At 60.8% G+C, this 14,680-nt stretch carries 10 protein-coding genes; 1 reads left to right on the top strand and 9 read right to left on the bottom strand.

Translation table 11 applies throughout. The features are described from left to right. Nucleotides 1-20 precede the first annotated feature (20 nt). The 4 genes from BR41_RS08510 to bioB form a co-directional block, all read right to left on the bottom strand. A complete protein-coding gene (locus BR41_RS08510; RefSeq protein ID WP_035055216.1) occupies nt 21-491 on the bottom strand; it encodes an Xre family toxin-antitoxin system antitoxin in 471 nt (156 codons plus the stop codon). Nucleotides 492-690: 199 nt separating this feature from the next. After that, nucleotides 691-1,140, bottom strand: a complete 450-nt coding sequence (locus BR41_RS08505; protein ID WP_035055574.1) for a DUF2214 family protein — start codon at nt 1,138-1,140, stop codon at nt 691-693. A gap of 20 nt (nt 1,141-1,160) precedes the next feature. Beyond that, nucleotides 1,161-1,958 (bottom strand): YaeF family permuted papain-like enzyme, encoded by a 798-nt coding sequence (locus BR41_RS08500; RefSeq protein ID WP_051710510.1) that lies wholly within the window; start codon nt 1,956-1,958, stop codon nt 1,161-1,163. A 135-nt stretch (nt 1,959-2,093) separates the two neighbouring features. Continuing rightward, complete coding sequence (gene bioB / locus BR41_RS08495; RefSeq protein ID WP_035055215.1) at nt 2,094-3,077, bottom strand: biotin synthase BioB; 984 nt, start codon at nt 3,075-3,077, stop codon at nt 2,094-2,096. Between the two features lie 56 nt (nt 3,078-3,133). On the opposite strand from bioB, the gene BR41_RS08490 reads away from it, so the two are divergent. Continuing rightward, a complete protein-coding gene (locus BR41_RS08490; protein ID WP_211251701.1) occupies nt 3,134-3,853 on the top strand; it encodes a ComF family protein in 720 nt (239 codons plus the stop codon). Between the two features lie 114 nt (nt 3,854-3,967). Here BR41_RS08490 and BR41_RS08485 read toward each other — a convergent pair whose 3' ends face one another. The 5 genes from BR41_RS08485 to BR41_RS08465 all read right to left on the bottom strand — a co-directional run bounded on the left by BR41_RS08485 (nt 3,968) and on the right by BR41_RS08465 (nt 14,668). Beyond that, a complete protein-coding gene (locus BR41_RS08485; protein WP_035055210.1) occupies nt 3,968-7,819 on the bottom strand; it encodes a translocation/assembly module TamB domain-containing protein in 3,852 nt (1,283 codons plus the stop codon). Next, nucleotides 7,819-9,573, bottom strand: coding sequence for an autotransporter assembly complex protein TamA (locus BR41_RS08480; protein WP_035055207.1), 1,755 nt, complete (start codon nt 9,571-9,573; stop codon nt 7,819-7,821). The genes BR41_RS08485 and BR41_RS08480 overlap by 1 nt, the downstream gene beginning before the upstream one ends. 683 nt (nt 9,574-10,256) lie before the next feature. Beyond that, on the bottom strand, nt 10,257-10,841 hold the full coding sequence (locus tag BR41_RS08475) for a chalcone isomerase family protein (RefSeq protein ID WP_035055204.1): 585 nt from the start codon (nt 10,839-10,841) through the stop codon (nt 10,257-10,259). 95 nt (nt 10,842-10,936) lie between these two features. Continuing rightward, complete coding sequence (locus BR41_RS08470; RefSeq protein WP_035055202.1) at nt 10,937-12,142, bottom strand: acetyl-CoA C-acyltransferase; 1,206 nt, start codon at nt 12,140-12,142, stop codon at nt 10,937-10,939. A 153-nt stretch (nt 12,143-12,295) separates the two neighbouring features. Then, nucleotides 12,296-14,668, bottom strand: a complete 2,373-nt coding sequence (locus BR41_RS08465; protein WP_035055200.1) for a 3-hydroxyacyl-CoA dehydrogenase/enoyl-CoA hydratase family protein — start codon at nt 14,666-14,668, stop codon at nt 12,296-12,298. Nucleotides 14,669-14,680 lie beyond the last annotated feature (12 nt).

The following is a 14,680-nucleotide window of genomic DNA, read 5'->3' as shown; positions in this document are numbered from 1 at the left end:
GGGCGGATTAGCGGGAACGTTTAGAAAACGCCGCCGTACTGGATCACCACCAGTACCCGCCGCACTTCCTGCGCACCGATTTCGGTATCCAGCATCGAGAACGGCGTGGCGCCATTGAAAGAGCGGCTGGGGCTGGTCAGCCAGCGCTTGGCTTTGCGCTCATCGCCAAACGCTTCGACGGCCGCCCGGGTGATCTCGACGATACGTGCCACCCGCTCGCTTTCAGCCACGCCGAGTGTCTTGTTTTCCTTGGTCAGCCGCGCGCCGGTCGAAGCCGGAATATGCAGCACGCCATAGACTTGCTGCTTCGAAATATCGAACGCTTCGGCGATATCCCCCACGAGTTCAGCCGGCATGCCCGCACGGATCAGCTCGATACGCGCTCCCGGCGTAGCCCGCCCCAGTTGGTCCGCCAAGCCGCGCAAGCGCGAGACACCAGCCACATTCGGTACCGCGTGGCGCGATGTGGGTAGTACTGCTGCCTTGGTCATGATGACCTCCTGAGTTCGTCTCATTTGAGATTTAATTCTATCTCACTTGAGAGACAAGTGCATCTACGCAGTATTGCCACAACCAAGCGCGGCCAAGAAAACCCAGCGTAGCGGTGCTGGCTAGGCGTGCGAAACGCAGACAGTACATTTCGTACGGCAAGTGAGCACAACAACGCCAGCAGGGTTTTATTGGCCGCGCTTACATCCCAATCCCACGCGCCATAAATGCCGCCAGAATCGGCATCAACACCAGCAAATGTGCCTCTGCCATCACACAGCGCCGTACACGCTTCAGGTCGATGTCATCCGGGATAAAGGCCGGATCAGCCGCTGCCGCTTTTTTCCAGTGCAAGAAGCGCTTCGTCGGCCAGATCGAGGTCAGTGCAATCAGCACGAACACGGTGACCTTGGCGTGGAACAGTGGGTTGTGCTCATAGAAGGCCACGCCTTTTACGCCGAAGAACACGCGCAGCAGGCCAGTCGCCAGGACAGCCATCGCCATCAGGAAGTACATCATGTCGTAGCGCGCCAGCCGGGCGGCCGCCTGCGGCATCCACTCGCGCTTGACCAAGACCGTTTCGATGGCGAGAAAAGTGACCAGCAAGATGATGGATAAGTAGTGAGCGGCAGCGAGAATTGCATCGAGCATGAAAGTCTCCGAATTGATGATCACGGGGTTACTGCCGCCATGCGGCGCGCCTCTTGCAACGGTGCGGGCTGGAACTTGAGGTGGCCGACGTAAACCAGCGTCTGGCGGATTTTCATCGAAGGCACATCGCCTTCGCGCATGTGCAGGATATCGGCCGGGCTGACCCAGCGCGGATCGCCATCGGTAATCGGCAAACCGGCAGCGCGATAGGCTTCCAGCACGAATTGCGAGCAGAAGAAGCGATCATTATTCCCGGCCCCGAGCTGAATGGTCGCCATGCCACGCAGGCAGAAATCGCGCACGCCGGCCGGCACCAGGGGCAGCTCGCAAATGCGCCGCTCGATCGAGAACGGCGCTTGCAACATCACGCCAACGTAGTTGTAGCGATCGCCCACCTGCTGCAAGGCAAACGAGCGAATCAAACTGGCGTGCTGGTCTTGCAGATCGGGATGGCGGAAGGCCACCACGACCGCCTCTTCATCCAGCACCTCGCTCACCGTGCGCACACGCACGCCCTCGCCCACTGCTTCGGCGATCTGCTGGTTGCCGATATAGAGCGCGGCATGGCTGACCGGCGCCAGCGTGAGCAGACGAATACCCGCCGAGGTCAAGCCGTCGGAGGCAGACAAGATGATGTCGCCGGGATTCAGTTCGGTAGCGGCGACCAGTTTGCCGCCGGTTTTCGGCGTCAATGCCGCCTGCTGGAATGTGACACCGGCCGTAGCGCCGGTATTTGCCACGTTTTCCTTGTTCACACTGGTGGCACAAGCGGTGCACAGCAGTGCGACGAACAAGGACAAGATCAACGACTTCAACATGAAAACTCCAAGACCCCGGAACGGGCCGGGAAAACTTTAAACTACCTGTCCCGATTCGTCATGATAAATGACGAGGGCAACAAAAAACCCGTCGCATCTGGACGGGTCTTTTTGCAGAAAAATGAGCAAGCACAATCAGAGCGGCTGGATATCCAGCTTCTTGAACAGCGCCTGATCGCGCGTTACATCGGGGTTGCCAGTGGTGAGCAGCTTGTCGCCGTAGAAAATCGAATTCGCCCCCGCCATGAAGCACAACGCCTGCATCGCTTCCGGCATTTGCTGGCGGCCAGCGGACAAGCGCACGAACGATTGCGGCAAGGTGATGCGCGCTACGGCGATGGTGCGGACGAACTCGGTCCAATCAAGCGGATCGGTGCCGTGCAGCGGCGTGCCTTCCACTTGCACCAGATTATTGATCGGCACCGATTCCGGCTGCGGATCGAGATTGGCCAGCTGCGCGATCAAGCCGGCGCGTTCCTCACGGGTTTCGCCCATGCCGACGATGCCGCCGGTGCACACGTGCAGGCCAGCATTACGCACCTTGCCGAGCGTATCCAGACGGTCGTCGTATTCGCGGGTGGAGACGATATCGCCGTATTTTTCCGGGGCAGTATCCAGATTGTGGTTGTAGTAGTCGAGGCCAGACTCCTTGAGCTGCTCGGCCATGCCGTCTTTCAGCATGCCGAAGGTGCCACAGGTTTCCAGACCGAGCGCCTTCACGCCAGCGATCATCTTCTTGAGTTCATCCAGATCGCGCTGCTTCGGGCTGCGCCATGCGCCGCCCATGCAGAAGCGGCTGGCGCCGTTTTCCTTGGCGATACGGGCGACTTCCAGCACTTCGTCGGCCTGCATCAACGGCTCGGCTTCAACGCCGGTGTGGTAGCGGGCAGCTTGCGGGCAGTAGCCGCAGTCTTCGCTACAGCCGCCGGTCTTCACGCTCAGCAACGTGGAAAGCTGCACCTTGTTCGCATCGAAATGGTCGCGGTGCACTTGTTGGGCACGGAACAGCAGATCGTTGAACGGCAGGTCGAACAACGCTTGCACCGCATCGACCGTCCAGTGATCGCCAGTGGCGTGTGGCGTCTTGCGCTTGAGTTCGATGGTTTGCGGAGCATTCATGCGATGGCCTTGGTCTACAACGGGAATATCCGGATTCTCGCGATGGAGCCGCCAAGTTGTCAATTTTAAATAGAGAGTTTCTGAACAAGTTGCGCCATTGGCACAGCACTGTGGCGCAAACCCTCGCCTTACCGGCCAACTGTGTGCTGTGCGGCGGTACAGCCAAACGCGGCCTGTGCGCCGGTTGCCATCACGATTTACCTCGCTTGCCAGCATCGCTCTGCCCGCGCTGCGCACTGCCGACGCCAGATGGCGGCCTATGCGGCGGTTGTCTGAAGGCCCCGCCTGCCTTCGATGCCAGTTTTGCTGCACTGGAATACACCGGCGTGGTCGGGCAGCTGATCCCGGCCGCCAAGTTCGGCGGGCGCTGGAGCCTGCTGCCCATGCTGGCCGAAACGCTGCTGCATCGCTTGCCGGTCGCGCCCAGTGTGGACTTGATCCTGCCGCTGCCCTTGCATGCCAACCGCTTGAAAGAACGCGGTTTCAATCAAGCGGTGGAGATCGCCAAACCGTTGGCCAAATCGCTGCACGTGCCCATCGGCCACGACATGCTGATCCGCAACCGAGATACCGAGCACCAGGCCCGGCTCACGCAGGCGGCCCGGCACAAGAATCTGCGTGGTGCGTTCGTGGCGACGGCGGCCATTGCCGGCAAGCGAGTGGCAGTCGTGGATGACGTGATGACCAGCGGGGCCAGTCTGGATGCCGCCGCCCGGGCACTGAAAAAGGCCGGCGCGGTGCATGTGGAGGCGTGGGTGGTGGCGCGGACGCTGTAGCCTGAATCATGTAGCAGCATAGGGCGGGTTAGCAGAATGCGTAACCCGCCGCATGGGTCTGTCACGGCCTGGTTCGGCGGGTTACGCAGCAAGCCGCTAGCCCGCCCTACGAAACTAATCAAACCGCATCGTATACGTCGCATCCAGCGTGCTTTCGTCGGTGCCGAAGCGACTCACCAACGACCAGCGGCGTGAGAACTGCCACGAGAGTTTGATCCCGTCTTGCAGGCCGTTCATGCTCTTTTCCAGCGACAGCTTCACCGTTTTGCTCAAGCGTTTACTGACCGATACCACTTGGGTAGTGGTGCCGTTCTGCATCTTGCCCGTGGCCATGCCGACTTCGTCGATGCCGACCGCGCCAAACACCTGATCGGTCAGGCTGGTGCCGGGGTCGCCCCCCGTCATAGCGGCGTTCAGCAGCTGCACCAACACGGCGGAATCGCCCTTGTCCATACTGTCGGTGCCGTGGCCGAACAGCAGCCAGGCCAGCTTGTCGTTGTCCGGCACGGTCGGTTCCGAATACAGGGTGACACGGGGGCTGAGCGCAGTGCCCTTCACGGCCACCCCGGCCTCAACCGACAAGCCGCGCCGCATGGCGAGGATGTCCAGCCCAGGATTATCAAGCGGGCCGGCAAAGCTCAGCACGCCGCGCTCGATATCCAGCTTCTGGCCGTAGGCTCGGTAGGTACTGCCCTCCAGCACTTTCACCTGACCGAATGCCGCCAGCGACTGGTTCGGCTTGGCGACCAACCGCAGCACGCCGCCCAGCTCAGCCTCGATGCCATAACCACGGAAGCGGAAATCGTCGCCGAGGTCGACATCGAACTGCAGATTCGCCAGCGACAAGCCATGACTGGCCTCCTTCGGCTCGGCCCCCACGATCACCACGTCGTCGGACAGCTTTGGTGTATCAGCGGCGCGGTAATAGATATCGCCGCTATCGGCTTTCATCTTGCCGGTGACCGACAGGCCGTCCTTGCTGTAACTGATATTGCCGTTACCGGACAGCACCAGCAGCATGTCCGGCTTATTGATCAGTGTGAGCTTCTCCGCCACTACCGTGGCCTTGGCGACTGGGTCTGCGCCGCTGATATCCAGCGTACCTTGTGCGGTCAGCTTGCCGGTACCGCCACTGAACTGCACGGTATCCAGCACCACCTGATCCGGCTTGAGCTGGATGCGCATCAAGCCTTTGTTGAGGCTGACCCCAGTGGCGCTGTCCTTGATGGCCAGATCGTCACCATCCACGGTGCCGCTCAGGCGGGCGGTCGCATCGAACGGGCCGTTGCGGGTGATATGGAATTTGGCGCGACCGGCCAGTTGGATATCGTTGCCGAACAACGGCGCGATCTTGGCCAGATCGGGCAGATTGCCATCCGCCAACAGGTTGAGCGATGCGCCGGGAGCCGGTCGCCAATTGGGCGCATCGACGACGGTATCGCCGCTCAGTTTCACGTTGCCAAAACGACGGCTCTGCAGCTCGCCAGCAGCCGTCACGCGGGACTGCACCGCCGCCACGCGCAACTTGAATTGATCCAGCTGCAGCGCCTGCAAAACGTTATCGCCATTGCGCATGGCTGCATCACCACTGAGCCGCTCCAGCTCGACGAAGCCATCGAGCCAATTCGCCTGCGCGATTTGCCAGCGTGCCGACAACACCAGATCGGTATCCAGCTTCTTGAGGCCCGCCAGCTTGGCCCACTCGGCCGGCAACAAACGTGGCGCGGAGCCGGAGGTATCCAGCTTGCCGGGTTGCCAGTTGAGGCGGTCGATTTGTAGCGTGCTTTCACCGATGGCGAGTCTGGCATTGCCGAGATGAACCGCCTTGGGGCCGGCTTCCAGATTGGTTGCGCCCATGAGCCGCATCGGCAGCCGCGCCTTGAGCGTCAGTTCGTCGATCCGGCCGCGCCATTGCTGCTCGGCATTCAAGCCCCCGCTGGCAGCGAGTGCAAGTGAAACGAGCTCGTGCTGATAGTTGCCATCGACATCAAGCCGCAGCCGATGCTGCGCCTGCGTGCCATCCAGATTGAATTGCGCCTTTGCCACTTCAGCGCCGAAGCCTTGCGCTTGTTCGAGCGACAACTCGATCTTGGCCGGGCTGGTGAGGTCGGGGTAAAGCGTGGCCAACGCATCACCACGCGCCACGCGCAACCCCCAAGGCGTGAGCACGTTGGCGGCGCCCAGCTTGCCGTTGATCAAGGGCTTGGTGAATGCGCCGGATACGTCGGCATTGCCGATCACCCGCCCGCCAAAACCATGCCCCAGCTCGGCAAGGTTCTCCAGCGCCAGCTTGAGCGCCAGCTTGTCGCCCGGCTTGCCAAGTGCACCCACCGCGGTCAGGCGATTGCTGCCCAGCTGCAGGAACAGATCGACATTGGATAAGTGTTGATCCGCCAGCTGGGCATGGCCTTTGCCGACCAGTGGTTCGCCGTTGAAGCGGCTATTGGCGAATTGGTAATCCAGCAACGCTTGCCAATGCGGCTTGAGCCCGCCGGATGCTTTGAGCTGCCCGCTGATATCTCCGGCCGGTGCCGCCAGAAAATCGGCCGGGTTGAAGTGGGCGAACTGGCCTTCGGCGCGGAAATCCTGCTTATCCAATCCGAACTCGCCGCTGAGCTTGGCCGAGCTGCTACCGCGCGCCAGATCAAGCTTGCGGATCGCAATACGGCGTTCCTTTTGCGGATTGATCCAGCCGAAATCCGCCTTGAGGCTGGTCTTGAAACCCGGATCGTTCAGGTCGGCTTTGACATCCGGCGCGTGATACGGGCCAGTGAGGGCAATGGTGCCGGCGAGTTGCGTCTTGGCGGTGCTGGGCACCAGCTTCGCCAGATCAATGCCGGCGAGCACGAGCTTGGCATCGAGCCGGTCGGCGCGGAACTGCCCTTGCCCATCGAGCTTGCCGTTGCCGAGCAATTGCGCCTGCAGCTTGTTGAGATCGAGCCGACCATTGCGTACGTCGAATGCGGCATCGATGGATGCAACCGGAACACCCTTCTGCTGGATCGCCAGCGGCTTGGCATTGCGCACCGACAGCGTGCCGCGTGCGGTGTCCTCGCCGGTCGGTTGCACGTTGAGCCGCACGGACAGATCGGCCTGTGGCAAACCGGCCAACACCGTCGCCGGATTCAGTTGATCGATTTCCAGCTTGGCTTCGTGAACGATGTTGTAAACGTAGGGTGCAAAGGCATCGACACGCAAATTCAGCCGCCCCTGCATGCGCGCGCCGCTGATCTGGCCATTGAGCGCCAGATCCCGCAGATTGCCGGCCAGCTTGTAATTCGCGTTGACCGCGTATTCATCGGCGTGCCCGGCAAAATCCACACTGCCGCCGACCTTGAATGGCGCTTGGCCATCCAGACTGAGCTTGGCCCACAAGCGGCCATGCGGCGTTGCCAGTTGTTTCAGGTCGAGTACATGAAAACGCCCGCTGCTGGAGAATGCGAGCTTGATGTCATGCAGCTCGACCGGGGTATCGACGACGACGAGTTTGCCCAGCCGCAGCTCATTGATCTGGATGCCCAGCGGCAACGCCAGCGATGTTGGCGGCGGGCTTGGCTTCGGTTTGGGCGGTTGGGGTTTGGTGCGGATTTCGACGTTGCCGATATCAAGTGTACGAGCAGAGAACGTTCTGCCCCACAACGCGTAGGCATCCCACACCAGGTGCACGCGGTCGACCTTCACGGCGACTTCGGGGGTATCGACCGAGATACCGGTCACCGTTACATCGCGCCACAGCGGCCCATCCACCCGCTCGATCTTCACCACGCCGGACTGGTTGAGCTTGCTGAGCAACCACGCCCGGCCGCTTTCGCCATCCAGCCAGCTGGCAGCGGTATAGATACCCGCAGCCAGCAGCAACAGGAAACCCAGCGTGCCGTACACCAGCCAGCGGATCACGTCGCGCCGGCGCTTGGGCGGCGGGCTGGTGGGTTCAGTCATATCCGGCTGCGTGGTCGGGGTCGTCATCAGAAGGCGAGCCCCAAACTGAAATAGAAGCGGTAATGCCGCGCCTGAATGCCGTAGGCGAGATCAGCGCCCAACACACCAACCGGGCTGATCCAGCGGGCGCCGGCACCGACACCGGTCACCATCTTGAGCGCTTTCCAGTCCTCGGCTGCGCCGCCGTAGTCGGCAAACACCGCGCCACGCCATTGCTTGTAGACGGGATATTGCAATTCGATCGACGACGTGGCGATGACCTTGCCCGGCAGCACTGCCCCTATCCCCGGCACACCCAGGCTTTGGTAGTCATAGCCGCGCACGCTGTTCGAGCCGCCAGCACGGAACAGCCAATCGGTCGGCACTTCGGACTCATCTGGTGTAAAGGTCTGGCCCAGCTCAAGCCGCCCGATCAGCACGCCTTTTTCACCAATCGGCCAGTATTGCTGGCCGCGGCCATACAAGCGTACGAAGGTCTGGTCAGAGAACAGCCCCTTGACCGCGCCGCCGCCTTCCAGCTGCAGCAGATTGCCCTGATGCGGATCGCGCTGGCTGTCGAAATTGCGCCGGATCCAGCGATAGTTACCGGTGAGCGAGTGTACGGTATCGGTCGTGCCATCGTTGGGATTACGCGTCTCGAACAGGTATTCGAGCGTGATCTGCCGATCGATCCCGTTGCTGTTCTTGATTTCGGACATCGACCGCGTTACGCCAATCTTGTCGGTGCGCGTGAGCAAGCCCTGCACGTCGGCCCGCTTGATGGTCGTATAGACGCGATGCGCATAACCAGAGAGCTGCTGCGGGAAGGTGATACCGGCATCGAACTCCTGCGTATCGCGATCCAGCGCGGTCTGGGTATCGAAGACCCAGCCTTTGTTGAACAGGTTGTTGTAGGCGTAATCGACCGTGCCGCGCGGCCCGGCCACCGTGCCGTAGCCCGCGCCGAGCGTAATGCGCTGCATCGGCACTTCCTGTACACGCACGGTGACCGGGGCGACATAGGGTGGCGATTCGCTTGGCAGCGCTTCAACCACCGCGCCGCCGAATTGTGGCTGGGCTTCCAGATCGGATTGCAGATCGAGCAAATCGCGGCGGCGGAAGTAATCCCCCTCGTGAAATCCGATCCGGTTACGCACCAGGAACTCCGGGTAGCGCGTCAGCCCTTCAACCGTGATCTCGCCATAGCGATAGAGCGGGCCGCTATCGATGATCAGCGTGGCGATGGCGGTGTGGGCAACCGGGTCGATCTTCACTTCGTTCTTGGCGAAACGCGCCGTCGGGTAGCGCGAACTTTGCAGGCTGTTGAGCACGCGGCGCTTGGCGTCGCTCCACGCAGACTGGGTAAACGGATCGCCGAGTTTGATCGCCAGGTTGTCCTGCAAGCGCTCTTTCAGGCGCGCCACCCGTTCTTCGTCATCATCGATCGCGCCGTTGAGCTGGAAATCGATCTGGCTGAAGCGGCTGAGCTCACCCGGATCAACCGTCACGACTACGCGCGGCGGCGTGCTGGCTTCATCCAGCCGGGCTTCGACCTTGGGCGAGAAATAGCCGGCCGTGTTGAGCAAGCCGCTGGCATCTTGCGGCACACGCTCAATCAGGGATTTCAGGGTATCGGGGGTGACTTTCTGATCGGTCTGCCAGCGGTAGAGATCGAGGTGATCGACCAGCAGATCCTTGACGTCGGCAGGCGCACTCAGTTCGACCTTGTACTGGCCGAAGGCGGCCATCGAAACAGCCAGAAAAATGAGCAAGGGCGCTGAGCGGACGATCGCGCGGGGCATTGAAGGCATCAAGGATCGGGCAAAACAAAGGCGTTACTTTACCGGACTCTGCGCTCACCTGCCGTTAAGGAATGCCCAAACAAACGCGTTGGTGAACGTTGAATTCCGGTAAGCGGAAAGCAAAAAAAAGCCCGGGGATCGATCCGAGGATCAATCAACCGGGGCCTAGAGGATGGAGGAGTCGATAACGGCCGTGAGGCCGGTGAAGCCAAAAACACATTGCACGTTGGTTAGGGAACCAGATGTGCGTCGGGTGGTTAAACCCGAGTCAACTGCCAGCCGTAAGACTTGACCAGCAGACGTTGAGCAAGCTCAGCGTTCTTAAAAATCTTTTGCAGGGTACGCAGCATGTCCTTCTCCTTTTGGGGTCAGGTGAGTTTGTCGTGCCTAGGCGGGTTTGCCTGTCGACAAGACGAACTTTATCAAAACTACATATCGACCGCAACTATTTTGGTAGCAAAACTACATGAATATTCACGAAACATATATAAATTGACTACATAAAAATGTAAGAAAACGGCATTTTTATTGGTTTTTTACATGTAGTAACATTATTTAACATTTAAACGTGACTGTAACAATATTACTCAAAAAATACAGGTTTTCCACTACAGAATCACCGCAAAACAAAAGGCCGCACGCGCAATGCGTACGGCCTTTGTTTTACCAATGAAATGGCGTGCTTACTTGCTGCCGAGCAGCGCCGCCTTCAGGTCGCCTTGTACCGGCTTCTTGCCCAGCCAGATCGACAACAGCGCGCTGGCAAAATCGTCCCCTGTGATCACCGGGAAGGCCTTGCCGCGAATGCTGACTTTGGTGCCTTGGCCCGGCACGAAGTCGAGTGTAATCACGTCGCCCTTGGCTACCGATTTCACCTCCTTGAACAGTTTTTCCAACGATTCAAGCTGGCTGCCAAAGCGCTTGTCGGCGTCCGGCACGTTGGCAGTCAGCCCTTCGACGAACGATTCATGCATCTTGCTGGCCGAGACTTCACGCATCATGCGCAGCTCGACCCGGCGTGGCGTGGCGGCATTGATCACTGCGGCGGCATCCGAAGTTTTGGCCACCGTGTAGAGGGCTGCGGCGTAGACGTCGAAGACGATCTTGGTGCGGATGCCCGCGCCATTGAGCAGCAAGGATTGGCTGGCGACTTCGGCCTTCTCGGGGATATTCATGCTGGCCAGATCGGCAGCCTGCACGGCCGGAATTGCCAGCGCCGCCGCGATCAAGCCGGCGCAAAGGCTGGCGCGAAATGTCTTGTGCAACATGTTCGTTCTCCTTGGAAAAAAAGCCCACGGGCAAGCCGTGGGCAAATCGAGTTGTTCTTTAATTGGCAGAGCAGCCCATCTAGGCAGTGTGGTGCTTACAGGCTCTGGATGATGCCTGCCGCGCCCATGCCCGTCCCGATGCACATGGTCACCATGCCGTACTGCCCCGGTTTGCCATTGCGGCGCAGCCCGTGCACCAGCGTGGCAGCCCGGATCGCGCCCGTAGCGCCCAGCGGGTGGCCAAGCGCAATCGCGCCGCCTTGCGGATTGACCTTGGACATATCCAGACCCAGATCGCGGCTCACCGCCAGCGCTTGTGCGGCGAAGGCTTCGTTGAGCTCGATCCATGCCAGATCGTCTTGCTTGATGCCAGCGAGCTTGAGGGCGGCTGGAATCGCTTCCTTCGGGCCGATCCCCATGATTTCCGGCGGCACGCCCTTGACGGCGAAGGTGACGAACTTGGCCAGCGGCGTGAGGTTGAATTCCTTGAGGATCTTCTCGCTCACCAGAATCACCGCGCCAGCGCCGTCAGACGTCTGCGAGCTGTTACCAGCCGTGACCGAGCCCTTGGCCGCGAACACGGTCTTGAGCTTGGCAAGGCCTTCCATGCTGGTATCGCGGCGCGGGCCTTCGTCGGTGGTCAGCGTCTTGGTGATGTGCTCGACTTCACCGGTGGCGAGATTGGGGATGCGATAGGTCACGTCCAGCGGCGTGATTTCATCCTTGAACAGGCCCGCTTCGATGGCAGCCAGCGCACGGCGATGCGATTCGACCGCGAAGGCGTCTTGATCGGCGCGGCTGACGTTCCATTGCGTCGCGACCTTCTCGGCGGTCAAACCCATGCCGTAGGCGATGCCCAGGTTTTCATCCTTGGCGAAGATGTCCGGGCTGAGCGCAACCTTGTTGCCCATCATCGGCACCATGGACATGCTCTCGGTGCCGGCCGCGATCATGATGTCGGCTTCGCCCAGGCGAATCTTGTCCGCCGCCATCGCCACGGCGTTGATGCCGGAGGAGCAGAAGCGATTGATGGTCACGCCGCCGATGGTGTTGGGCAGACCGGCGAGGAGTACGCCGATCCGCGCCACGTTCATACCTTGTTCGGCTTCCGGCATCGCGCAGCCGACGATCACGTCTTCGATGCGCGCCGGATCGAGGTTCGGCACCTGCGCCAGCGCGCCCTTGAGCACGTGCGCCAGCATGTCGTCCGGCCGCACGTTCTTCAACATGCCGCGCGGGGCCTTGCCTACCGGCGTGCGAGTCGCAGCGACGATGTAGGCTTCCTGAATCTGTTTACTCATGGTTTGCTCCAGTGAGGAGTAAGGAGTGAGGTGTGAGGGGCAACCCCGGTACACCTACACCCAATTCAAATGCTTTTTCGCCAGTTCAGTGTGAGTGCAAGGGCGGTCACCGGGTTTACCCCTCACGCCTCTCACCTCACCCCTCACTCACGATCAGTTCCGCAGCGGCTTGTTGTTCTCGAGCATGTACATGATCCGTTCCTGGGTCTTGCCCTTCTTGAGCAGGCCCATGAAACGTTCACGCTCCAGCCGCAGAATCCATTCCTCGTTGACCATCGCGCCAGCATCGACATCGCCACCGGTGACCACGTCGGCGATCTGTACGCCGATGTGATAGTCGTACTTGGAAATGAAGCCGCCTTCGAGCATGTTCAGCAGCTGACCACGGATCGTCGCCGCACCGGTGCGACCTGCCACCGGGAATGCCTTCGGCTTCACCGGCGGACGGTAGCCGGTTGCAGCCAGCGCACGAACCTGCGCTTGCGCCACGAACAGCAGCTCGTTCGGGTTGAAGATGACGACATCGGATTCCTTCAGGTAGCCGATCTGCTGGCCTTCCTCGGCCGAGGTACCGACCTTGGCCATGGCCATCGCCATGTAGTAATCCTTGAGTACGGCCAGAATGTCGCCACCCTTGGCTTCACGGCTGGCACGCAGCGCGAATTCCTTGCAACCGCCGCCGGCCGGCAGCAGGCCAACGCCCACTTCCACCAGACCGATATAGGTTTCGACCGCAGCCACCACGCGGGCGCAGTGCATCAGGAACTCGCAGCCACCGCCGAAAGCATAGCCTTGGGCCGCGCCAACGACCGGCACGCGGGCGTACTTGATCGCCATCGAGGTGTTCTGGAATTCGGCGACCATGTTTTCAATCGCGCCAAAATCACCGGTCATGAAGGCCGGGCCCATGCTGGCCAAGTCCGCACCAACCGAGAACGGCGCTTCCGGATGCCAGATCACCAAGCCCTGGAAGCGCGCTTCGGCGATCTTGATCGCTTCTTGCACGCCAGCCAGCACGCTCGCGCCGACACAGTGGGCCTTGGTCTTGAAGCTTAGTACCGGCACATCGTCGCCGGCACGCAACCACATGCGCACGCCGTCGTTCTCGAACACGGTTTCGCCGTAGTTCGGTTCAGCATCGCCCACCAGTTGCGGTGGGTAGAGCTGGCGGCCATACACCGGCAGCGTGGAACGGCCGATCAGTTTGTTTTGCGCGGCACTGTATGAACCTGCCGGCGCATGCACGCCATCACGTTGCGCAACCCAGGCCGGCAGCGGCGTTTTCGCCATGGCCTTGCCAGCAGCGATGTCGGCATTGATGGCTTCCGCCACGGCCTTCCAGCCAGCGGCTTGCCACAGCTCGAACGGGCCTTGCTTCCAGCCGAAGCCCCAACGGATCGCGAAGTCGATATCGCGGGCCGATTCAGCAATGCCATCCAGCAAGGTGGCGACGTAATGCCACACATCACGCAGGCAGGCCCACAGGAATTGCGCTTCCGGGTGTTGTGATTCGCGCAACGCCTTGATCTTGGCGGCCGGGTCTTCGATTTTCAGGATGGCTTTGACATCATCGCTACCCTTCTGACCGGATGCGACGTAATCGCCCGCCTTCGGGTCGAGCACGAAAATGTCGCGGCCTTCTTTCTTGTAGATGCCGCCCTTGGTCTTCTGGCCCAGCGCGCCCTTCTCGATCAGCGCGGACAACCAGGCCGGGCTGGTGTAGTACGCATGCCACGGATCGTTCGGCAGGTTGTCGGTCATGGTCTTGACCACATGCGCGAAGGTATCCAGACCGACCACGTCGGCGGTGCGGAAGGTAGCTGACTTCGGACGGCCCATGCGCGGGCCGGTCAGGTCGTCAACCACATCGAAACGGATGCCGAATTGTTCGGCGTGATGAATCGTCGCCAGCATCGAGAACACGCCGATGCGGTTGGCGATGAAGTTCGGGGTGTCCTTGGCGCGGACAACGCCCTTGCCCAGACGGGTAACGAGGAAGCTTTCCAGCGAATCCAGCTCGGCGGCTTCGGTGCCTGCCGTCGGGATCAGCTCGACGAGGTACATGTAACGCGGCGGGTTGAAGAAGTGGATGCCGCAGAAGCGGGTCTTCAATTCAGCCGGCACGCCATCGGCCAGTTTCTGGATCGACAGGCCGGAGGTGTTGGTCGCGAGGATCGCGTGTTGGGCGAGGTGCGGCGCGATCTTGGCGTAGAGGTCGAGTTTCCAGTCCAGGCGTTCGGCGATCGCTTCGATCACCAGATCGCAGGACTTGAGCAGTTCAAGGTCAGCGCCATAATTGGCCGCCTGGATCAGTTCCGCACGCATTGCCGACATCAGCGGCGCGGGCTTGAGCTTCTTCAGGTTATCCACCGCCTTGAGCACGATGCCGTTGGCATCGCCTTCTTTGGCGGGCAAATCAAAGAGCACGGTTTCGATACCGGCGTTGACGAGATGCGCTGCAATTTGCGCCCCCATCACACCAGCACCCAGCACCGCCACACGGCGGATCGGCACGGAATTGGCCATGGTCTTGCCTCT

This window comes from Andreprevotia chitinilytica DSM 18519 (assembly GCF_000711875.1).
GTDB lineage: Bacteria > Pseudomonadota > Gammaproteobacteria > Burkholderiales > Chitinibacteraceae > Andreprevotia > Andreprevotia chitinilytica.
Note: the sequence above shows the minus strand (reverse complement) of the source record. Positions and strands in the feature narration are given on the sequence as shown.